This window comes from Brachybacterium sp. SW0106-09, assembly GCF_001293905.1.
In the GTDB taxonomy this organism is placed as follows: Bacteria; Actinomycetota; Actinomycetes; order Actinomycetales; family Dermabacteraceae; genus Brachybacterium; species Brachybacterium conglomeratum.
The window spans coordinates 12,383-34,219 of the sequence record NZ_BCAK01000053.1; the positions used below are offsets into that span (position 1 = coordinate 12,383).

Below are 21,837 nucleotides of genomic sequence, written 5' to 3' on the forward strand. Positions count from 1 at the left end.
ATCTGCTCCGCTCGCCCCGGTTGTTCGACGGGAGGTGCCAGAAAAGTGGTACCGGATGTCGAACAACCGAGGCGGCGTCGTGTTCGGCCGCCTGTGCCCCTGTCGGAGGGCCGGCGGCGCCGCGCCGCGACGGGGTGTTCCACCTCACTCCTGACGTGGTAACTTCACTCAAACATGGCCACGCAGTGAAGTTTTCTCACCGGTGGGTGGGAGCCGACGAAGGAGTCCCTCATGATCGCTCGACGACACGTCCTGGCCGCCGGTGCCGCAGGCTCGGCAGCCCTCGCCCTCGCCGCCTGCGGCGGGGACTCCGGAGGATCCGGCGGAGAGGCCGACGGGGAGGGCAAGACCCTCACTTTCTGGCTGATGGAGGGCACCAACGCCTCCGCCGACGCCTACATCGAGGAGCTCAAGACCGCGTTCACCGAGGCCACGGGCGCCACCCTCGACGTCCAGGTCCAGCCCTGGGACGGCGCGCACGACAAGTTCGTCACCGCCATGGCCGGCGGCACCGGCCCCGACGTCGCCGAGGTCGGCACCACCTGGGTGCCCGAGTTCGCCGATGCGGGCGGCATCGACGACCTGTCCGAGGACATCGAGGCCGCCGGCCTCGCCGACGGCCTCGTCGAGGGGCTCGTCGAGGCGGGCAGCCTCGACGGCGGGACCTACGGCATGCCCTGGTACGCGGGCGTCCGCTCGATCCTCGCCAACCGCGAGATGCTCGAGGCGGCAGGGGTCGCCGAGCAGCCCCAGAGCTGGGACGACCTGCTCACCATGATCACCACGCTCAAGGAGCACGACCCGGACTGGATCCCCTTCCCGGTCGCCGGCGGCAGCATCTTCTCCGCCATGCCCTTCGTCTGGGGCGCCGGCGGCGAGATCGCCACGCAGGAGGGCGAGACCTGGACCGCGGCGATCAACAGCCCCGAGGCCGTCGAGGGCCTGACCTGGTACACCGACCTCGCGCTGAAGCATGACGCCTCGACCTCCGCGGCCACCACCTGGCTGGAGACCGACTCGCTGGCCGCCTTCCTCCAGGAGACGGTGCCGATGTTCATCACCGGCTCCTGGGTGCCCGCCACCATCGAGGCCGAGAACCCCGAGCTCGCCGAGAAGCTCGTCGCCTTCACGATCCCGGCGAAGGACTCCGCGGTCGCGCCGTCCTTCCTCGGAGGCTCGCTGATGTGCCGCTTCACCGAGACCGCGGAGCCCGAGCTCGCCTTCGAGCTCATCAAGCTCGTCACCACGGGCGACTTCGCCACCCGCTGGGCCGAGGAGACCAACTACTTCCCCGGCACCACCGCGGCGCTGGACGAGGTGGTCGCCGGCGGCGACGAGATCACCAAGGTCTTCGCCACCCAGATGACCGAGGGCGGCAAGTCCGTGCCCGTCACCCCGGCCTGGGGCAAGATCGAGGGCGCCAAGACGCTCGGGACGATGATCTCCTCCGTCCTGGACGGCACCGCGGTCCAGGACGCGGCCGACACCGCCGCCGAGGAGATGGACGGCTTCTTCTCCGAATGAGCACCGCCGCCCCCGACCTCCGCGACCGGCAGGACGGAGCGGCGCCGCTCGAGCGCCGCGCCGTCCCGCCGGGCCGCCGTCTGCGCCGCGGCCTCGCCCCCTGGCTGCTGCTCGCCCCCGCCCTGATCGTGCTGGGCGTGCTGCTGCTGTGGCCGATGGTGCGCGTGCTGAACCTGTCCCTGCAGGACTACGAGCTGAAGAACCTCCTGCGCGGGGACAGCAACTACGTGGGGCTGGACAACTACGTCCAGGTCCTCACCGACCCGTTCCTGTGGCAGATCGTGCTGCCCAACACGGTCGGGTTCGCGATCGTGTGCGTCGTGCTGACCATGGCCGTCGGCACCGTGGTGGCGCTGTTCCTGAACACGCTGGGCACCGCCTGGCGGTCGATCTGCACCACCGCGATCATGGTCGCCTGGGCGGTGCCGGCGCTGACCGGCACCTACATCTTCGTCTGGCTCTTCGACCCCCAGTCCGGGCTCGTGATCTCGGCCCTCGACGGGCTGGGGCTGATGGAGGCCGGCAGCGTCAACTGGTTCACGAACCGGTGGAGCTTCTACGCGATCGCGACGCTGAACGTCGTCTACCACGGCTTCCCGTTCATCGCCGTGACGATGCTCGCGGGGCTGACCACCGTGCCGGACGAGCTGTACGAGGCGGCGGCGCTGGACGGGGCGAGCGCCTGGACCCGCTTCTGGCAGGTCACGGTGCCCACCCTGCGGCCGATCATCGCGGTGTGCGTCATCCTCTCGACGATCTGGGACTTCAAGGTGTTCGTCCAGATCTTCCTGATGCCCGGCGGCGACGGCTCCACCCGCGAGGTCATGAACCTCGGCGTCTGGTCGTACACCCAGTCCTTCGCCCAGGGCGAGTACGGGATGGGCTCCACCATCGCGGTGCTGCTGACCGCGCTGCTGATGGTGATCTCCGTGGTCTACATCCGCACCCTGATGAAGGAGGAGGAGCTGTGAACCGTCGGACCCCCGCCACCACCGCGGCCCGGGCGATCGGCGTCGTCGTGCTGCTGGCGCTGACCCTCTTCCCCTTCTACTGGATGCTCTCCACCGCCGTGGACACCAGCCCGCTCTCCCGCGGGGCGAGCCTGCTGCCCAGCGGCCTCACCCTCGAGCACTTCGAGCACGTGCTGGTCGACGCCGGGTTCCTGCGCTACGTGCGGGTCTCCCTGGTCGTCGCCCTGGGCACCGTCGTGCTCTCGGGCGCGGTGGCGCTGCTGGCCGCCGTCGCGGTCGCCCGCTTCCGCTTCCGGCTGCGCACCCAGGTGCTGGTGATGGTCCTGATGGTGCAGATGGTGCCGCTCGAGGCTCTCGTGATCCCGCTGTTCCTGCAGGCACGGACCCTCGGCATGCTCAACTCGCTGCTGGGCCTGACCATCGTCTACCTCGGCTTCTCCCTCGCCTTCGCGATCTGGAACCTGCGCGGCTTCGTCGCCGCGGTGCCGCGCGAGCTCGAGGAGGCCGCCTACGTGGACGGGGCGAGCTGGTGGCGGATGTTCCGCTCGATCCTGCTGCCGCTGGTCGCCCCGGGCCTGGTGGCGACCTCGGTGTTCTCCTTCATCACCGCCTGGAACGAGTTCATCTTCGCGCTCACCTTCATGCAGGACAGCTCGAAGTACACCGTGGGCGTGGGCCTGCGGACCTTCTTCACCCAGAACACCGCGGACTGGGGCTCGGTGATGGCCGCCTCGACGATCATCGCCCTGCCGGTGGTGCTCTTCTTCGTGCTCGTCCAGCGGAACCTCGCCAAGGGCATCACCTCCGGCGCTGTGAAGGGCTGAGGCATGACCAGGATCCCCTCCGGGCCGGGCGCCGCAGATCCCCGGCCCCGCCACGACGCCGACGTGCTCGGCGTGCTGATGGCCCCCTTCACCGGCACCGAGGTGCCCGCCTGGCTCGACGGAGCGCTCGAGGACGGTCTCGCCTCCGTGATCCTCTTCGGGCACAACACCCCCGATCCCGCGACGGCGCGGGAGCTCTCCCGCGCCCTCCACGCCCGGTTCGAGGACTGCGTCGTCGCGATCGACGAGGAGGGCGGGGACGTCACCCGGCTGCAGGCGCGGACCGGCTCGTCCCTGCCCACGGCCTGGGCGCTCGGAGAGGCCGACGACCCCGAGCTCACCCGGGACGCCGGGCGCGCCCTCGGCGACCTCCTCGCCGCCTGCGACATCGACCTGGACCTCGCCCCGGTGCTCGACGTCTCCACCGATCCCGCGAACCCCGTGATCGGCACCCGCGCCTACGGCGACGAGCCCGACCGGGTCGCCCTGCACGCCCGCGCCTTCGCGACCGGGCTGATCGACGCCGGGATCGGCACCTGCGCGAAGCACTTCCCCGGACACGGCGCGACCGCCACCGACTCCCACACCGCACTGCCGCGGATCGACCTCGGCCCGGCGCAGTTCGAGGCCGAGCACCTCGCACCCTGGCGGATCGCGCCCTGGCTCGACGCAGTGATGACCGCGCACGTGCTGGTCCCCGCGCTCGGGGACGGGCCCGCCTCGATCGCGGCCTGGTCCCGGCCGCTGCTGGACCGCGCCGTCGGAGGCACCTTCCACGGCCTGGTCATCACCGACGCGCTCGACATGGCCGCCGTCGCCGAGGACCCCGGGTACGGGGAGGCGGCGGTCCGGGCCCTCGAGGCGGGCGCGGACCTGCTGTGCCTGGGGACCTCGCTGCGCCGGGACGACGAGCAGATGCTCCGCGAGGCCCACGACGCGATCCTCGCCGCGGTCGAGTCGGGACGGATCCCGCGCAGAGCGCTGCACGAGCGCGCCGAGCGCACCCGGGAGCGGCTGCGCAGCCTGCGCACCCGGCGCCGCTTCGTCCCGGCCCCCGAGCTCGAGGACGCCCTCGCGCACGGGGAGGCCCTCGGCGCGGAGGCGGCCGCGCGCGCCGTCCGCTCCCGCCACGGCCACGCCCGCCTCGAGGGGCGGCCCGTGGTGGTGCTCGACCTGCGCCACCGGGCCCAGCACGCCTCCGGTGCCCGGACCCAGCAGCTGGTCGCGGCGCTGCGCGAGCGCGGGACCGACGCGTCCGACCCCGCGGAGCCGGGCGGGCCCGAGCAGTACCGGTACCCCGAGCCGCCCTCGCCCCACGGAGCATCGGATCTCCCGCCGCGGTCGTCTGATGGCGATCCGTCCGCGCAGGTGCTCGCGGTGACCCGTCTGCCTCGCAGCGATGCCGAGGAGGGCCGACGCCTCGCCGCGCTCCTCGCGCAGCGTCCCGACACGATCGTGGTGCACACCGGCGTGCCGACCGCCGCCCCCGACCATCGCCTGCTCGTCCTCGCCCACGGCGGCGGCCGCACGATGATGCGCGCCGTCGTCGACCTGCTCCTGCAGGGCGGCGCCTCCGACGAGGGAGCGCGATGAGGGTGCTCGGCATGATGTCCGGCACCAGCCTGGACGCGATCGACGTAGCGCTGGTGGACTTCGCCCGCGACAGCGAGGATCCCTCCGTGCTCGAGGGGCGGCTCCTCCACCTCGGCGAGGAACCCTGGCCCGAGGAGACCCGGGACGCCCTGCGCGCCGCGCTGCCCCCGGCCCCCGCCGGCGTCGCGACCTGGAACCGCCTGCACGCCGCGGTCGGCGACGCCTTCGCCGCGGCCGCCGCACGGGTCCTCGCCGCCCACGGCGGCGCCGACCTGATCGCGACCCACGGCCAGACCCTCCACCACGACGTGCGCGAGGACGGCAGCGTCGGCGCGACCCTCCAGATCGGCGACGCCTCCCGCCTCGCCGCCGCCACGGGCCTGCCCGTCCTGCACGACCTGCGCGCCGCCGACGTCGCCGCCGGCGGCCAGGGCGCACCGCTCGCCCCGCTGCTGGACCAGCTGCTGCTGGGTCATGAGGAGCCGACGGCGGCGCTGAACATCGGCGGGATCGCGAACCTCACCCTGGTCGGCGGCGAGGAGCTCGTCGCCGGAGACGCCGGACCCGGCAACGCGCTGCTCGACGCCGCCGTCCACGCCGCGACCGGCGCCCCCGCCGACCACGACGCCGCCCTCGCCCGCCAGGGCGCGGTCGACCCCGCAGCCCTCGCACGGCTGCTGGACGCCGAGCCCTTCTACTCCCGCCCCCTCCCGCGCTCGACCGGACGGGAGTACTTCGACGCCGGCTACGTGCGACGCGTGCTGGGCGACGAGGCGCTCGCCGCGCTCCCGCTGCCGGACCTGCTGGCGACCTTCGTCGAGCTCACCGCCGTGACGATCGCCCGGGCCGTCGCCCCGCTCGGAGCCCGCCGCGTGGTCGCCTCCGGCGGCGGGATCCGCAACCCGCTGCTGCGCGCACGGCTCGCGGCCCACCTGGAGCCCCTCCCGCTGCTCGACGCCGACCAGCTCGGCATCCCCGCCGACGGCAAGGAGGCCCTGCTGATCGCGCTGCTGGGCCATCACGGCGCCCACGGACTGCCCGGCACGCTCGCCCTCCCGGGCGGCACCGCGCACACCGGCGCCCGCGCCCCCGTCGTGCTCGGCTCCCTCACCCCGCCGCACCGCAGCCCGGCCGCCCACGCCGCGCCCGTCGAGGGCCTGCCCGTCCGCCGTCTCCGCCTCGTCCCGGGGGAGGCGCGGTGAGCGCCGCGCTGCTGCAGGACCTCCGCGGCCGGCTCGACGACCTCCGCCCCGTCCAGCGCCGCATCGCGGAGGTGATCCTCGCCGATCCCCTCGCCGCGGGGACGATGACCATCGACCAGCTCGCCGGTGCGGCCGGCTGCGCGCAGTCCTCCGTGGTGAACCTCGCCCGCGAGCTCGGGCTGACCGGCTACCGGGAGCTGCGCGCCGCGCTCGTCGCCGAGACGGCCCGCGCGGTCGGGGACCAGGGCCACCTGGCCTTCCCCCTGGAGATCGACCCGGGCGACCCGCTGTCCGTCTCGGTCGAGCGGATCGCCGCGGCGGATGCCCGCGCCGTGCGGGACACCGTGCGACTGCTCGACCTGGAGCAGCTCGCGAGGATCGCCGCCCGCCTCGCCGCGGCGCGGCGGATCCTGCTGATCGGGGTGGGCGCCTCCGGGCTCGCAGCGCTGGACCTGCAGTACAAGCTCACCCGCCTCGGCCTCTCCGCCCACGCCCTGACCAGCGCGCACGACGCCCTGCCCGCCGTCGTCGGGCTCGGCGAGGAGGACCTGCTGGTGGCGATCTCGGACTCCGGGCGCACCATCGACGTGCTCGACGCGCTCGAGCTCGCCGGCGCCGCCGGCGCCGGTACCCTCGCCGTCACCGGCGCCCCGGCGAGCCCGCTCGCGCGCGGCGCGGACGAGGTGCTTCTCACGGCCTCGCGCGAGCCGTCCTTCCGCGCCGGCGCGACCTCCTCCCGCATCGCCCAGCTCGCGATCGCGGACTGCCTGCTCATCGCGCTCGCGGCGGCCCTCCCGGACGCGGGGGAGGGGGCGCTGCGCCGCTCCCGCGCCGCCCTCGGCACCCGGCGGCGCTGAGGCGGGGAGGGTCGTCCCCTCCTTGGAACTTACGGCACCGTAGGTTACGCTCGCCCCCGTGAGCGTCTTCCGATCCACGATCCCCGACGTCGCGGCCGAGGAGCCGATGGTCCAGCTCCTGGGGCCCGACGGCACCCGCACCCCGCACGAGCAGCTCGACGCCGTGCTCGAGGAGGCGGGGCTCGCCACCCCCGAGCGGCTGCGCGGCTACTACCGCGACATGGTGATGATCCGCGCCGCGGACCTCGAGGCGACGAGCCTGCAGCGCCAGGGCCAGCTCGGCCTGTGGGCGAGCGCGCTCGGCCAGGAGGCCGCGCAGATCGGGGCCGGCCACGCCTCCCGCGAGCAGGACTACCTCGTGCCCACCTATCGCGAGCACGGCGTCGCCTGGGCCCGCGGCATCGAGCCGTGGCGCCTGCTGGAGATGTTCCGCGGCGTCAGCCACGGCGGCTGGGACCCCAACGAGCTGCGCACCCACCCGTACATGATCGTGCTCGGCTCCCAGGCCCCGCACGCGGTCGGCTACGCGATGGGCCTGCAGCGCGACGGCGTCGTCGGCACCGGCGACAGCGCCACCGACACCGCGGTCCTCGCCCTCTTCGGCGACGGCGCCTCGAGCGAGGGGGAGGTCGCCGAGTCCCTCACCTTCGCCGCGTCCTTCCAGGCCCCCGTCGTGTTCTACACGCAGAACAACCAGTGGGCGATCTCCGTGCCCACCTCCGTCCAGACCCGCGTCCCCCTCGCCCAGCGCTCCCGCGGCTGGGGCATCCCCTCGGTGCGCGTGGACGGCAACGACGTCCTGGCCGTGCTCGGCGCCGTGCGCACCGCCCTGGACTCGGCCCGCTCCGGCGGCGGCCCCGTCTTCGTCGAGGCCCTCACCTACCGCATGGCCGCCCACACCACCAGCGACGACGCCTCCCGCTACCGGCCGGCCGCGGAGGAGCAGGAGTGGGCGGAGAAGGACCCGATCCTGCGCCTGCGCCGCCACCTCGAGCAGCTCGGCGAGATCGACGAGGCCTTCGTCGCCCGCTGCGACGAGGAGGCGCACGACCTCGCGATGCAGCTCCACCATCACATCCACGGCATGGAGGACCCCGACCCGGTGCGCATGTTCGACCATCCCTACGCCGAGCCCCATCCGATCGTCGACGCCGAGCGCGAGGAGTACCTCGCCTACGTCGCCCAGTTCGAGGACGAGGAGGGGGACGCATGAACGCCCCCTCCACCCCGTCCACCACGACCCTCCCGATCGCGAAGGCCATCACCGCGGGCCTCCGCGACGCGATGACCGCCGACGACAAGGTCCTGCTGATGGGCGAGGACATCGGCGTGCTCGGGGGCGTCTTCCGCGTCACCGACGGGCTCCACGCCGAGTTCGGCTCCCAGCGCGTGGTCGACACCCCGCTCGCGGAGGCCGGGATCGTCGGCACCGCCGTGGGCCTGGCCCTGCGCGGCTACCGGCCCGTGGTCGAGATCCAGTTCGACGGATTCGTCTTCCCCGCCTTCAACCAGATCACCACCCAGGTCGCGAAGATGCACAACCGCACCTCGGGCCGGGTGAACATGCCGATGGTGATCCGGATCCCGCACGGCGGCGGCATCGGCGCGGTCGAGCACCACTCCGAGAGCCCCGAGGCGCTCTTCGCCCACACCGCGGGCCTGCGCATCCTCGCCCCCTCCACCGCGCAGGACGCGTACTGGATGACCCGCCAGGCGATCGAGTCCGAGGATCCCGTGATCATGCTCGAGCCCAAGCGGCGCTACTGGGTCAAGGGCGACGTCGAGCCCGACCACCGCCCCGAGCTCTCGCCCTGGCAGGCGCAGGTGGTGCGCTCCGGCACCGACGCGACGGTGCTCGCCTGGGGGCCGAGCATGCCCGTCGTCCTCGAGAGCGCCGAGGCCGCCGCGGCCGACGGCCTCGACCTCGAGGTGATCGACGCCCGCTCCCTCGCCCCCGTCGACTACCCCACGATCGCGGACTCGGTGCGGCGCACCGGGCGCCTGCTGATCGTCCACGAGGCCCCCGTGCTCGGCGGGCTCGGCGGCGAGATCGCCGCCCGCATCTCCGAGCAGTGCTTCTACCACCTCGAGGCGCCGGTGCTGCGCGTGGGCGGCTACCACCTGCCCTATCCGCCCTCCCGCATGGAGCACGCCTATCTCCCCGACCTCGACCGGGTGCTGGACGGCGTGGACCGTCTGCTCGAGCACTGACCCGCGCGCCCGCCGCGTGAAAGGATCACGACCATGAACGCCTCCTCGATCGTCACGATCGCCCTCACCGATCCCGGCGAGGGCCTCACCGAGGCCGAGATCCTCGAGATCAAGGTCGCCGTCGGCGACCGCCTGGAGATCAACGACCCCGTCGTCGAGGTCGAGACCGCCAAGAGCGCCGTCGAGCTGCCCAGCCACGTCGCCGGCACCGTCGTGGAGATTCTCGTCGCCGTCGGCGAGGAGGTGCCCGTCGGCGCCCCGCTGATGCGCGTGGACACCACCGGCGGCGCCGTCCCGTCCCCGGCGCCCGCCGCCCCCGCCGCGGCGGCGGAGGCGGACCCGTCGGCCGCCGAGCTCTCCGCCCAGGCGACGGAGCAGGCCGCCGAGCAGGCCGAGGGGCAGGCGGAGCAGCCCGCCGCCCCGAGCGAGGGCGAGGGCGCGCCGGCCGCGCAGGAGCCGAAGAACCTCGTCGGCTACGGGGAGCGGGCCACGGGCACGCGCCGCCGCCGACGCCGGGCCCAGCCCGCGCAGCCCGCCGCGGAGCAGCAGGTCCCCATCGACCGGATCCTCGCCAAGCCGCCGGTGCGCAAGCTCGCCCGCGACCTCGGGATCGCGCTGCACGACGTGCTCGCCACCGGGCCCGAGGGCACCGTCACCCGGCAGGACGTGCTCAACGCCCAGCAGCGCGCCTACGGCGCGGAGCGCGCCGCTCCCGACGGCGCTGGTGCGTACTTCCCCGAGGAGTCCCCGCAGGCGCCCGAGCACCTCGGCGACGTCATGAAGACCACCCGTGACCAGCCCTTCTCCGGCGTCACGAGCGACGAGCGCACCACCCGCGTCCCGATCCGCTCCGTCCGCAAGCGCACCGCCGAGGCGATGGTGGCCTCCGCCTTCACCGCTCCGCACGTCACGGTGTTCAACGAGATCGACATGACCGGCGTGACGCGGATCGTCTCCCAGCTGCGCGCCTCGCGCGAATGGGCCGACGTGAAGGTCAGCCCCCTGGCCGTGATCGCGAAGGCGCTGCTGGTCGCGATCCGCCGCAATCCCGAGGTCAACGCCTCCTGGGACGAGGACGCCCAGGAGATCGTCTACAAGCACTACGTCAACCTCGGCATCGCCGCGGCGACCCCGCGCGGCCTCATCGTCCCGAACCTGAAGGACGCGCACCTGATGACGCTGCGGGAGCTCGCCGAGGGGATCGGGGAGCTCGCCCGCACCGCGAGGGCCGGGCGCACCTCGCTGCGCGACACCCGCGACGGCACCATCACCATCACCAACTACGGCGTCTTCGACATCGACTCCGGCACCCCGATCCTGAACCCGGGGGAGTCCGCCATCCTCGGCGTCGGCGCGATCAAGGAGAAGCCGTGGGTGGTGGACGGTCGGATCGAGCCGCGCCGGGTCGCGACCCTCTCGCTGAGCTTCGACCACCGCCTGATCGACGGGGCGCTCGGCGCGGAGCTGCTGCGCGACGTCTCCGCCGTGCTCGAGGACCCCTCCCTGGGCCTGGTCTGGGGCTGAGAGGCGAGAGGTCGCTCCTTAGTACCCTTGTGCGGTGACCTCGAGCCCGCCCACTTCCCCGCCGCCGCGGCGCGACGACCCCCGCATGCACACCGTGGAGATGACGGCCCTGCGCGACGTGGACGTCGCCGACTCCGAGACCCTCGTCTCGGGCCCGGTCCGTCCGGCGCCGGCGACCTGGCGGATCGCCCTGCTCGTCGCCGCCGGCGGGGCGCTCGGGGCGATGCTCCGCTTCCTGCTGACCGTGCTCGACCCCGCCGTGACCACCCCCACCCTGGTCGAGGTGCCGTGGGCGACCCTCACCGTGAACGTGCTGGGCTCCCTCGGGCTCGGCGCGCTCAACGGCGTGCTCGAGGTGCGCGAAGGACGGCCGTGGATGCGCCCGCTGCTGGGCACCGGGCTGTGCGGCGGCTTCACGACCATGTCCACCGTGGTGCTCGGGGGCTCGGCGATGATCGGCGCGGACTTCCCTCTGCTGGCCCTGCTGTACGCCGCGCTGACCCTCGCGCTGTGCCTCGGCGCGATCGTCCTCGGTCTGCTGCTGGGCAACCGCCTCGGCGCCCGAGGGCTCGAGGCGACGGACGGAGGGGCGGCATGACGGCGCTGCAGCTCGTCCTCAGCCTCGCCGTGGTCTGCGTGGGCGGCGGCCTCGGGGCGGTCGCCCGCTGGGGCGTGCAGACCGCCGGCACCCGCATGATCGCCGCCCGCGGCATCGAGAACTCGGAGCAGCTCGTGCCCTGGCTGACCTTCCTGGTCAACGTCGCGGCCTGCTTCCTGCTCGGCATCGTCGTGGCGCGGCTCGGCTCCGCCACCGGTGCGGGCGGCGTGTTCTACGTGCTGCTCGGCGGCGGCTTCTGCGGCGGGCTCTCCACCCTCTCCACCGCCGCGCACGACATCGTCGTGCTCGTCCGCGGCGGCGCCTACTCGATCGCGCTGGCCTACCTGATGCTCAGCGTCGGCACCGGCATGGGCGCCCTCTGGGTGGGACTGGTGATCGCCTCATGACGCTGCGCCGCACCCTCCTCGCCCTCCTGCCCGCCCTCGCGGTGCTGAGCCTGCTCGCCGTCCTCGCGGCCGAGGCCGCCGGCGGCGACAACCTCGTGCTGCTGGACGCGGGTCCCCTCGCCCGGATCGGCGCCCCGGTCGCCGCGAACCTCGCCGACCTCGCCGCCGCACTGACCCTCGGCGGCGCCGTGGTCGCCGGCTGGCTCCTGCGCGAGGAGGCCGACCGCACCCGCGCCCTCGGCATCGTCGCGGGCGCCGCCGCGGCCACCACCCTCGCCCGCGGCGCCTCCCTCACGTTCTCCTACGCGATCGCGACCGGGCAGCCCGTCGGCTCGCCGCGCTTCGGCTCCGACCTCGGGGTGTTCCTCGCCACGGAGCTCGGCGTCTGGCTCCTGTGCGGGCTGCTGGCCGCCGCGGCGACCACCACCGTCGCCGTGCTCGGCACCTCCGCCGCTCTCGCCCGCGCCGTCGCGGTCCTCTCCTCCGTCGTCGCCTTCTCCGCCGCGATGACCGGGCACGCCGCGGGCGACGAGACCCACGAGATCGCCACCTCCACGATGCTCGTGCACCTGCTGGCGGTGGGGATCTGGCTGGGCGGCCTCGCCGTGCTGCAGGTGCTCACCGATCGCAGCCGCGACGACGTGCGCGTGCTGCGCGGCTACTCCCATCTCGCGCTGATCTGCTGGATCGCCCTGGCGCTGAGCGGGGTGCTCGCGCTCGTGGTGCGCATGAACACCCCCGCGGAGCTCCTCACCAGCGCGTACGTGCAGATCGGGCTCGGCAAGGCCGTGGTGCTGCTGCTCCTGGGCCTGCTCGGCGCGCTCCAGCGCCGCCAGCTCGCCACCGGGCTCGGCACGGACTCCGAGGGGCGCCGGGCGCTGGGGACCTACCGGCGACTCGCCCTGCTCGAGCTGGCGCTGATGGGGCTCGCCGTCGCGCTCGCCGCGGCGATGAGCTCCTCCCCGCCGCCCGAGGAGGAGGGCACCCCGCCGGCGGGCACCGCCGGCACGCTCACCGGCTACCCCCTGCCTCCCGCCCCGGACCTCGTCACCGTGCTCGGGCAGTGGCGACCGGACCCCTTCGGGGCGGCGCTCGCCTGCGTCCTGCTGCTGCTGTGGTGGAGGCCGAGCGCCCCGCCGCGTCCGCGTGGACGCAGCCTGCAGCTCCTGCTCGGGGCCGCCGCGCTCGTGCTGCTGACCTCGGGCCCTCTGAACGTGTACGGCAAGGTGCTCGTCTCCGCCCACGTCCTCCAGCACGTGCTGCTGCTCGTGCCCGCCGGGGTGCTGCTGGGCTGCGCGATGACGATCCCGCCGCGTCTGCGCACCCTGCTGGAGGGGCGCTGGCCGCTCGCGGCGCTGCTCGCCGCGGCCGGGCCGCTGCTGCTCGCCGCCTGCTACATCAGCCCGCCGCTGCTCCGCGCCGCCCTGGACAGCCACGCCGCCCATCTCGCGCTGCAGCTGCTGGCTCTCGCCGCCGGTGCGCTGATCGCGCTCGCCGTCAGGCTCGCGCCCGCGCCGCGTCGGGCCTGGGTCGCGGCGGTCCCGCTGCTGCTGGGCGCTGCCGGGGGGATCGCGCTGCGCAGCACGGAGCGGCTCCTGGCGGCGAGCTGGTTCGGCGCGACCGGCCGCACCTGGCGGGCCGACGCGCTCGCCGATCAGCAGTCCGCGGGCACGCTCGTGCTCGTCGTCGTGGTGCTCATCGCGCTCGTGGCCGGCGGGGCGGCGCTGCGGAACCGCGGGCGCCGCGGCTGACCGCACGACGAGGGGCCCGCGCCGCTGCGCGGGCCCCTTCGTCGGAGCGTGCGGCGGGGCGTCGACCCCCGGGGACCGCTCAGCCGAAGAGGCTGCGCACCGAGCGGAGCCGCGCGAGCTGGGTCTCGCGGTCCACGGCGGGGACCAGGCCCTCCCGGGCGCCGGCGCCGGAGGGGACCTCGCGCGGGGTGACGCGGCGGGCGCCGACGGCGGTCTCGAGCCGGCCGCGCAGACCGCCGGAGGCGGGGGCGGGACGGGCCGGGATCGCGGCCTCGGCGCCGCCGCGCACGCGACGGAACTGCTCGAGCGCGGGAGAGGTGCCGCCGTCGCGGGTCGCGGCGAGCACGTAGGCGGCGATGTCGGCCTGCTCGACGAGGAGCGGCAGCACGCCGCCGGAGACCCGCTGCTGGCCGAGGATCACGAGGTCGTCGCGGCCGCGGGCGAAGGCGCCGAGGAAGAGGTCGCTCTCGCCGCTCGCGGTGCGGGGCACGAGGTCCTCGGGGAGGTGGTCGGCCCCGGTCTCGTAGCCGGTGGCCAGCACGATCAGGTCCGCACGGTAGGTGTCGGTGCCGAAGGCGTCGCGGCCGCGGGCGTGCGTGACCACGCCCTCGGCGTCCACGCCCTGGACCTCGCCGGCGGGGGTGATGCGCCCCTCGCGGACCCGCTGCAGCAGGTCGTCGGAGACGATCACGCGGTCCTCGAGCAGGGGCTGCGCCGGGCGGGGCAGACCGGCCTCGACCGGGTCGCCGACGGTGCGTCGCACCACGGTCTCGGCGATCCTCGCGTTCAGCCCGCCGAGCATCGCGGGCTCGCGCGCGGAGGCGACGTCGCCGGGGATCCCGGCGATGCGGCGCGGCACCACCCAGTGGCCGGTGCGCATCGACCAGCGCACCTCGAGCGCGCGACGGGCGGCGTCGACCGCGATGTCCGCGGCGGACTGGCCGGAGCCGACGACCAGCACCCGCCTGCCCTCGAGACCGTCGGCGCCGGTCCACTCCGAGGAGTGCATGACCTGCACCGTGCTCGGGACGTCGGCGGCCCAGTCGGGGCGGTGGGGGCGCTGCGAGATGCCGTGCGCGGAGATCACTGCGCGGTAGATCCCGATCTCGCCGGTGGAGAGCTCCACCTCCCACACGCCCTCCTCGAAGGGGCGTGCGGCGCGCACGGCGGTGCGCGGGCGGAAGTGGTCGGTGATCCCGTGGCGGGAGGCGTAGGCGCGCAGGTACTTCGCCATGTGCGCGGGGGTGAGGAACTCGGGGAAGGAGACCGGCTGCAGGAGGTCCTCGTACTGGGTCTGCTCCCGCGAGGAGATCATCTCCATCGCCGGCCAGATCGGGGAGTCCTCCCGCTCGGGGTCCCAGATGCCGCCGACGTGGTCGGCGCGGTCCACGATGTCGAAGGGCACCTCGAGCGCCTTCAGCGACGCCGCGGCGGCGAGGCCGGCGGGGCCGGCGCCGATGATCAGCACCTTCTCACGGGTGGGGATCTGGTCGTGGAGCTCGGGCATCGAAAGGAGCCTTCTTCCGGGTGGACGGCGCGCTGACGCCCGCCATCCTAGTCTCCGCGCGGGGGCGGTTCAGGCGACCGCGGTGATCACCGCGAAGACGCCGAGCGTGGTGATGGGCGTCGTCACGACACGGGCGAGGACCACCTGGTGGCGCACCAGGCGACGTGCGCGGGTCATCCGGCGACCCGCCCCGCGAGCTCGCGGGCGAGCAGCAGCGCGCCCGGCAGCCCGTCGGGCGCGGGGCTCACGGAGCGGCGACGGTCCTGCAGCGAGGCCGTCACCTCGTCATGGATCGGGCCCGGGCCGGTGAGCACGGAGCCGGCGAGCACCACGGGCAGCACCGCCTCCGGATCCAGCGCCTGAACCGTGTCCAGCACGTGCTCGATCACGGCGGCGAGGATGCCGCGGGCGACCGGGTCCTCCCGCACCCGGGCGGGCAGCGGCGCGAAGCGTCCCAGCGCCGCCGGCGCCCCGGCGGGCAGGTGCTCGTCGAGCGCGCGGATCAGGTCCTGGCGCGGGTCGCCGGTGGGTGAGAGCGGGCGGAGCCCCTCGCGCAGGTCCAGGCCCAGCGCGGCGCCGACCTCCTCGGTCAGCAGGGTGCGGGGGCCGCGTGCGTCGAGGTCCGCGGCGACCGCCTCGAGGGTGCGCCGCCCCAGCCACACCGCGGAGCCGACATCGCCCAGCAGCCAGCCCATCCCGTCGCGGCGGGCGATCGCCTCCCGGTCACGGAAGCGGACCGCGACCGCGCCGGTCCCGGCGAGCACCAGCAGGCCGTCGTCGCCCACCCCACCCGAGAGGAAGGCGGTGTGCAGGTCGTCGGTGACCAGGAGGCGCTCGGCGGGGATCCCGAGCGGGTCGAGGCGCTCGCCGACCGCGGCGCGGACCTCCGCCGCACGCGCCGGCCCCGCCCCGGAGATGCCGAGCGCGACCGCCGCGACCTCGGCGGCGGGGGCGTCGGCGAGCGGGCCGGCGGGCCCGTCGGAGGTGTCGTCGTCGACGTCCGCGTCGGCGGCGCGCAGTGCGAGCCGCGCCTGCTCGAGCACCTCGGCGATCGTGGCCGCGAGCGCGTCGAAGGCCGCCGGACCCGAGGAGCGGAGGTTCGCTCCCGGCCCCTCGACCTGCGCGAGGAGCCCGCCGCCCACCGACGCGGCGACCAGCCGCGAGCGCGTCCCCCCGACATCCCCGGCGAGCACCAGGTGCTGGCGCATAGGGCTCCCTCCTCCAGCGTTCCCCGTCGAGCGTCCCCCACATCGTAGGGGCCGCGCCCGCCTGTCCTACGCTGTCCCGTGCGACGCCCACCGATCATTGGAGACCACGTGAGCAACCCCCGCAGGGACCCGAGCCGCCTCGACGTCGACCTGGTGGGGCTCGCCTCGCCCACCGAGGAGCGCAATCCCGCCAGCGCCGAGCTGGACACCCTCGACGCCCACGGGATGGTCGACGTGATCCTCGGCGAGGACGCGACCGTCGCCGCGGCGGTCCAGGCGCGCTCCGCCGAGATCGCCGCGCTGGTGGAGACGTGCGTGGCGGCGATCGCGGACGGCGGCACCGTCCACTACCTCGGGGCCGGCACCTCGGGCCGGCTCGCGGTGCTGGACGCGGTCGAGCTCGCCCCGACCTTCGACGCCGACGAGTCGATGGTCACCGCCCATCTCGCGGGCGGGCCCGGCGCCTTCCTCACCGCGGTCGAGGGCGCCGAGGACTCCGCCGCGCAGGGCGCACAGCTGGTGCGCGAGCAGTGCCGTGAGGGCGATGTCGTGATCGGCCTCGCCGCGAGCGGCCGCACCCCCTTCGTGGCCGGCGCGCTCGAGGCCGCCCGCGCCGCGGGGATGCCCACCGCGCTGATCTCCGCGAACCCCGCCGCTCCGCTCGCCCCGCTCGCGGACCATGCGATCCTCCTCGACGTCGGCCCCGAGGTGGTCACCGGCTCCACCCGCATGAAGGCCGGGACCGCGCAGAAGCTCACCCTCAACGCCCTCTCCACCGCGACGATGGTCCGGCTCGGGACCACCTTCGGGAACCTGATGATCCAGGTGCGGCCCACGAACGAGAAGCTCGTCGCCCGCACCGTGCGGATGCTCGTCCAGGCCAGCGGCGCCGAGCCCGAGGAGGCGGCGCGGGTGCTCGAGGACGCGGGTGGCAGCGTGCGCGTCGCGCTGGTCGCGCTGCTGTCCGGGACGGACGCCCGGGCGTCGGCCGCCGCGCTCGAGGACTTCCCCCGGGACCCCCGCCGGATCGGCGACCCCGCCGGGATCCGCTCCGCGGTCGCGGCGCTGGGCGGGTAATTCCCTCGACGGCGCCGGGGCGCGGCCCCTACCGTGGTCGCCATGCGTCTGTGATCAGCCCCGCGCCCGCCGTCCCTCCGCGCCGAGAAGCTGATCCATGCCCTCCTACACCCCGTCCGCCGCCCCCGCGGCCGCCGACCCCTCCCTGCACCTGCGGGCCGACGGGATCTCCTTCACCTATCCCGGCCTCGCCGCCGACCGCCGCGTCCTGACCGACGTGAGCCTCGTCGTGCCCGCCGGGCGCCCCACCGGGCTGCTCGGCGAGAACGGCAGCGGCAAGTCCACCCTGCTGCGGGTCCTCGCCGAGGACCTCCACCCCGACGCCGGCACCTGCGAGGTGCCCGGCCCCGTCGGGATGCTGCGCCAGGAGCTGCTCTTCGGTGCCCGCACCCCGCTCGCCGAGGTCGTCGCCGAGGCGCTCGAGCGCTCCCGGCGCCTCGAGCGGGAGCTGATCACGGCGGGGGAGGAGCTCGCCGGCGGCACCGCCGCGGCCGCCGCCCGCTACGACCACGTCCTCGCCGAGGCGACCCTCGCCGACGTCTGGAACGCGCCGCGCCGCGCCGAGGAGACCCTTGCCGGACTCGGCCTCGCGGACCTGCCCGGCGACACCCCGCTCGGGGAGATCAGCGGCGGTCAGCGCGAACGGCTCGCGCTCGCGCACCTGCTGATCGCCCGTCCCACCAGCTGGCTGCTCGACGAGCCGACGAATCATCTCGACGACGAGGCCGCCGCCTTCGTCGCGGGTGCGATCGCCGCCCATCCCGGCCCCGTGCTCATCGCCAGCCACGACCGCGCCTTCCTCGACGACGCGACCTCCGCCCAGCTCGACCTCGACCCCGCCGAGTCGCCGCTCGGCGAGGAGCCCGGCGGTCTGCGCGCCTTCACCGGCACCTTCAGCGACTACCTGCTGGCCCGCTACGAGGCCCGCGACCGGTGGGAGCACCGCTATCGCACCGAGCAGGAGGAGCTGAACCGGCTGCGGGAGGTCGCCAGGGATGCTCACACCCTGGGGCGCGAGTCCCGCAGCCGGGCGGAGGTGAAGATCGCCCGGAAGTTCTTCGCCGACCGCAACGCCGTGCGCGTCTCCCGGCACGTGCGCGACGCCGAGCAGCGCCTCGCCCAGCTCGAGCAGGACCAGGTCAGGAAGCCTCCGGCCGAGCTCGAGCTCACCCACCTGCCCGACGCCCCGCGCGGTGCCGGCCAGGTCCAGCTCGCCCTGGCGGAGGTCGCCGTCGCGGACCGGCTCGCACCGGTCTCCCTCGCCCTCTCGGCAGGGGAGCACCTGCTGGTCACCGGCGCGAACGGCAGCGGGAAGTCGACCCTGCTCGACGTGGTGGCGGGCCGGCTCGCGCCGACCTCCGGCACTGTGAGCCGGCCCCGCTCGCTGCGGATCGGGCACCTCCGCCAGGACGACGAGCCCGTGCCCGGCCGGACCGTCGGCGCCCATCTGCGCCGCGCCGCCGGCCTCGAGGAGGACGAGCAGCCGGAGCTGTTCGGTCTCGTCCATCCCCGCGACCTCGCCCGCCCCCTGGAGACCCTCTCCCGCGGGCAGCTGCGCCGCGTCATGCTCGCCGCGGTGCTGCTGGACCCGCCCGAGCTGCTGATCCTGGACGAGCCCACCAACCATCTGGCCCTGGTCACCGCGACCCGGCTCGAGGCCGCGCTCGCGGACTGGGGCGGGACCGTGCTGATCGCCTCCCACGACCGCTGGCTGCGCCGCCGCTGGGACGGGGAGCTGCTCGAGCTCGGCGACACAGACGTTCACAGTCCTCGCCCCGCCGGCGCGCGGCGGACAGGCTGAGCGCAGCCCCCGACGCCCAGGAGGAGCGCAGCCATGACGCAGCAGGACCAGAAGTTCGAGACCCTCGCCGTCCACGCCGGCCAGACCCCCGACACCGACGCGGGCTCGCGCGCCCTGCCCATCCACCAGACGACCAGCTTCGTCTTCCCCTCGGCGCAGTCCGCCGCGGACCGCTTCGCGCTCGCCGAGGCCGCCCCGATCTACACCCGCATCACCAACCCCACCCAGGCCGCGGTCGAGGACCGCATCGCCGCGCTCGAGGGCGGCGTGGCCGGGCTCCTGCTCGCCTCCGGGCAGAGCGCCATCACGCTGTCGATCCTGAACCTCGCCGGGGCGGGCGACTCGATCGCCGTCTCCCCGAGCCTGTACGGCGGCTCCTTCAACCTCTTCAAGCACACCCTCACCCGCCTCGGCATCACCCCGCAGTGGATCGAGGACCCGACCGATCCCGCCTCCTGGCGCGCCGCCGTGGACGAAACCACCCGCGCCTTCTTCGTGGAGTCGATCCCGAACCCCCAGCAGGACATCCCGGACCTGCGCGCCCTCGCCGACGTCGCCCACGAGGTCGGCGTCCCGCTGATCGTCGACAACACCGTCGCGACGCCCTACCTGCTGCGCCCCCTCGAGCACGGCGCGGACGTGGTCGTCCACTCCGCGACCAAGTTCCTCGGCGGGCACGGCACCTCGATCGCCGGCGCGATCGTGGACGGCGGCAGCTTCGACTTCACCGCCCACGCCGAGAAGTACCCCCAGTTCACCGAGCCCGACGAGTCCTACAACGGCCTCGTCTTCGCCGGCGTGCCCGGCCCCTTCGCGACCCGCGCCCGCACCAACCTGCTGCGCGACCTGGGCCCGGCCGTCTCCCCGTTCAACGCCTTCCTCATCGGGCAGGGCCTCGAGACGCTGCCGCTGCGGATGGAGCGCCACCTGGAGAACACCCGCCGCGTCGCCGACTTCCTCGAGGCCGACGAGCGGGTGGGCACGGTCACCTGGGCCTCCCTGCCCTCCTCCCCGCACCACGAGCGGGCCCAGCGCTATCTCCCGAAGGGCTCCGGCAGCGTGCTCGGCTTCGAGCTGCCCGGCGGCCTCGAGGCCGGGCGCCGCTTCGTGGACGCCCTCACCCTCCACTCGCACGTGGCGAACGTCGGCGACGTGCGCAGCCTCGTCATCCACCCCGCCTCGACCACCCACTCGCAGCTGACCGAGGAGGAGCTGCGCGCCGCCGGCGTCGCCCCCGGCTTCGTGCGCCTCTCCGTGGGCATCGAGCACATCGACGACATCCTCGCCGACCTCGAGCAGGGGCTCGCGGCGGTGTCGGCCTGAGCGGCCGCGCCGCGGGCAGGAGCGCGCTGGACGCCGGGGTCGCGGTGATCGTTAGGCTGGGGCCATGAGCGATGCGAGCGACCCCGGCGCCCTCCTGGCACCCTCCCCGCTGGAGACGTGGCCGCCCGCGTGGTCCCCGGCCGCCGTGGTGGTGGACTGCGACGGGCTGCTGGTGGACACCGAGGGGCGCTGGCTCGCGCTGCAGGAGGACTATCTCGCCGACCACGGCGCCTCCCTCGACCCGGAGGCGCGCCGCGCCCTGACCGGCCAGCCGATCGAGGTCGTGGTCACCGCGATCGCCGCGGCCATCGGCAAGGACCCGCACCGCGCCGGGGCGGAGCTCATGGCCGCCCACCAGGAGCGTCTGGAGGAGCCGCTCGTGCCGCTGCCCGGGGCGGTCAGGACCGTCCGGGCGGTCGCCGCGGTGCGCCCCGTCGCCGTCGCCTCGAACTCTCCCCGGGACCTGCTCGAGCGGACCCTCGACGCGCTCGGCCTCACGGGCGCCTTCGACGCCCGGGTCTCCCTCGACGACGTCGCCGCCGGGAAGCCGGCCCCCGACCTCTACCTCGCCGCCGCCGCGGCGCTCGGCGCCGACCCCGCCGACTGCCTGGCGCTGGAGGACTCGGAGACCGGCGCCCGGGCCGCCCTCGCCGCCGGGATGCAGCTCATCGCGGTGCCGTCGATCCCCGGGCAGGACCCCGTCGCGCCGCGCCGGCTCGACTCCCTCGAGGACCCCGTCCTCGCCGACTGGATCTCGAGCTGGGAGGCCCGCCGGTGAGCACCTCGCCCGACCGCTTCGCCCGCGCCTTCGGCGACTGGACCCCGCGCGCCGTCGTCTTCGACTGCGACGGCCTGCTGCTGGACACCGAGTCGGTGTGGCAGCGCGCCCAGGACACGGTCGTCGCCGCGCGCGGCGCGGTCCTGGACCCCGAGGACGACGCCGTACTGCACGGCTCGACGATCGAGGTCGCCGCCGAGCTGATCGCCCGCCGCTCCGGCCACACCGAGGCCGAGGTCCTCGCCGACCTGCACCGCGAGTTCGACCACGAGCTCTCCGGCGGGGTGCGCACCCTGCCCGGCGCGGCCGAGGTGCTGCGGGCGGCGGCGGCCCGGGTGCCGCTGGGCTGCGCCTCGAACTCCTGGCTCGAGGCGCTGGACCACAAGCTCGTCGCCGGCGGCCTGCGGGAGCACTTCACCGTCCTGGAGGCCTCGGACACCGTCGAGGACCCCAAGCCGGCCCCCGACATGTACGCCGCGGCGGCCCGCGCCCTGGGCCAGCGGCCCGAGGACTGTCTGGCCCTGGAGGACTCCGGGACCGGTGCCCGCGCCGCCCGCGACGCGGGGCTGCGCCTCATCGCGGTCCCCGCGCCCGGGCACCCCGTCCCGCCCGCGGACCTCGCCCTCACCTCCCTCACCGATCCCGAGCTCGGGGCCTGGATCGCGACCTGGTGACCCGGGA

The 21,837-nt window shown here is 74.9% G+C and carries 19 protein-coding genes; 17 read left to right on the plus strand and 2 right to left on the minus strand.

Annotation, left to right across the window (positions count from 1 at the left end):
• The first annotated feature begins 231 nt into the window (after nt 1-231).
• From Y09_RS14090 to Y09_RS14145, 12 genes are all read left to right on the plus strand, one after another.
• Nucleotides 232-1,524, plus strand: coding sequence for a sugar ABC transporter substrate-binding protein (locus Y09_RS14090; RefSeq protein WP_053918315.1), 1,293 nt, complete (start codon nt 232-234; stop codon nt 1,522-1,524).
• On the plus strand, nt 1,521-2,495 hold the full coding sequence (locus Y09_RS14095; RefSeq protein WP_010550570.1) for a carbohydrate ABC transporter permease: 975 nt from the start codon (nt 1,521-1,523) through the stop codon (nt 2,493-2,495). Before Y09_RS14090 ends, Y09_RS14095 begins: the two co-directional genes overlap by 4 nt.
• Complete coding sequence (locus Y09_RS14100; protein ID WP_053918317.1) at nt 2,492-3,319, plus strand: carbohydrate ABC transporter permease; 828 nt, start codon at nt 2,492-2,494, stop codon at nt 3,317-3,319. Before Y09_RS14095 ends, Y09_RS14100 begins: the two co-directional genes overlap by 4 nt.
• A gap of 3 nt (nt 3,320-3,322) precedes the next feature.
• Nucleotides 3,323-4,912 carry a glycoside hydrolase family 3 N-terminal domain-containing protein gene (locus tag Y09_RS14105; RefSeq protein WP_053918320.1) on the plus strand — a complete coding sequence of 530 codons (1,590 nt, stop codon included), beginning with the start codon at nt 3,323-3,325 and terminating at the stop codon, nt 4,910-4,912.
• Nucleotides 4,913-4,923: 11 nt separating this feature from the next.
• A complete protein-coding gene (locus tag Y09_RS14110) occupies nt 4,924-6,114 on the plus strand; it encodes an anhydro-N-acetylmuramic acid kinase (protein ID WP_234695750.1) in 1,191 nt (396 codons plus the stop codon).
• The gene (locus Y09_RS14115) at nt 6,111-6,971 is read left to right on the plus strand and encodes a MurR/RpiR family transcriptional regulator (RefSeq protein ID WP_053918322.1); all 861 of its coding nucleotides are present in this window, start codon (nt 6,111-6,113) and stop codon (nt 6,969-6,971) included. The genes Y09_RS14110 and Y09_RS14115 overlap by 4 nt, the downstream gene beginning before the upstream one ends.
• A 106-nt stretch (nt 6,972-7,077) precedes the next feature.
• Nucleotides 7,078-8,184, plus strand: coding sequence for a thiamine pyrophosphate-dependent dehydrogenase E1 component subunit alpha (locus Y09_RS14120; RefSeq protein ID WP_053918357.1), 1,107 nt, complete (start codon nt 7,078-7,080; stop codon nt 8,182-8,184).
• Nucleotides 8,181-9,182: an alpha-ketoacid dehydrogenase subunit beta gene (locus Y09_RS14125; protein WP_053918324.1), complete on the plus strand. Its 1,002-nt coding sequence runs from the start codon at nt 8,181-8,183 to the stop codon at nt 9,180-9,182. The genes Y09_RS14120 and Y09_RS14125 overlap by 4 nt, the downstream gene beginning before the upstream one ends.
• Nucleotides 9,183-9,215: 33 nt before the next feature.
• Nucleotides 9,216-10,706, plus strand: coding sequence for a dihydrolipoamide acetyltransferase family protein (locus Y09_RS14130; RefSeq protein ID WP_053918325.1), 1,491 nt, complete (start codon nt 9,216-9,218; stop codon nt 10,704-10,706).
• A 34-nt stretch (nt 10,707-10,740) separates the two neighbouring features.
• Complete coding sequence (locus Y09_RS14135; RefSeq protein WP_234695751.1) at nt 10,741-11,304, plus strand: CrcB family protein; 564 nt, start codon at nt 10,741-10,743, stop codon at nt 11,302-11,304.
• Nucleotides 11,301-11,711, plus strand: coding sequence for a CrcB family protein (locus Y09_RS14140; protein ID WP_053918329.1), 411 nt, complete (start codon nt 11,301-11,303; stop codon nt 11,709-11,711). The genes Y09_RS14135 and Y09_RS14140 overlap by 4 nt, the downstream gene beginning before the upstream one ends.
• Nucleotides 11,708-13,462, plus strand: a complete 1,755-nt coding sequence (locus tag Y09_RS14145; protein ID WP_053918331.1) for a cytochrome c oxidase assembly protein — start codon at nt 11,708-11,710, stop codon at nt 13,460-13,462. The genes Y09_RS14140 and Y09_RS14145 overlap by 4 nt, the downstream gene beginning before the upstream one ends.
• A 79-nt stretch (nt 13,463-13,541) precedes the next feature.
• Here the strand turns inward: Y09_RS14145 and Y09_RS14150 are convergent, their stop codons facing one another.
• The gene (locus tag Y09_RS14150) at nt 13,542-14,969 is read right to left on the minus strand and encodes an NAD(P)/FAD-dependent oxidoreductase (RefSeq protein ID WP_053918333.1); all 1,428 of its coding nucleotides are present in this window, start codon (nt 14,967-14,969) and stop codon (nt 13,542-13,544) included.
• 173 nt (nt 14,970-15,142) lie between these two features.
• Nucleotides 15,143-16,177 (minus strand): N-acetylglucosamine kinase, encoded by a 1,035-nt coding sequence (locus Y09_RS14155; RefSeq protein WP_053918335.1) that lies wholly within the window; start codon nt 16,175-16,177, stop codon nt 15,143-15,145.
• A gap of 108 nt (nt 16,178-16,285) precedes the next feature.
• Here Y09_RS14155 and Y09_RS14160 point away from each other — a divergent pair, with 108 nt between their 5' ends.
• From Y09_RS14160 to Y09_RS14180, 5 genes are all read left to right on the plus strand, one after another.
• Nucleotides 16,286-17,254, plus strand: a complete 969-nt coding sequence (locus Y09_RS14160) for an N-acetylmuramic acid 6-phosphate etherase (RefSeq protein WP_053918338.1) — start codon at nt 16,286-16,288, stop codon at nt 17,252-17,254.
• A gap of 97 nt (nt 17,255-17,351) precedes the next feature.
• Nucleotides 17,352-19,055: an ABC-F family ATP-binding cassette domain-containing protein gene (locus Y09_RS14165; protein WP_053918340.1), complete on the plus strand. Its 1,704-nt coding sequence runs from the start codon at nt 17,352-17,354 to the stop codon at nt 19,053-19,055.
• A gap of 33 nt (nt 19,056-19,088) precedes the next feature.
• Entirely contained in the window at nt 19,089-20,378 is a 1,290-nt protein-coding gene (locus Y09_RS14170; RefSeq protein ID WP_053918342.1) for an O-acetylhomoserine aminocarboxypropyltransferase/cysteine synthase family protein, read from the plus strand.
• A gap of 64 nt (nt 20,379-20,442) precedes the next feature.
• Nucleotides 20,443-21,156 carry an HAD family phosphatase gene (locus tag Y09_RS14175; protein WP_053918344.1) on the plus strand — a complete coding sequence of 238 codons (714 nt, stop codon included), beginning with the start codon at nt 20,443-20,445 and terminating at the stop codon, nt 21,154-21,156.
• Complete coding sequence (locus Y09_RS14180; protein ID WP_053918346.1) at nt 21,153-21,830, plus strand: HAD family phosphatase; 678 nt, start codon at nt 21,153-21,155, stop codon at nt 21,828-21,830. Before Y09_RS14175 ends, Y09_RS14180 begins: the two co-directional genes overlap by 4 nt.
• Nucleotides 21,831-21,837: the final 7 nt, after the last annotated feature.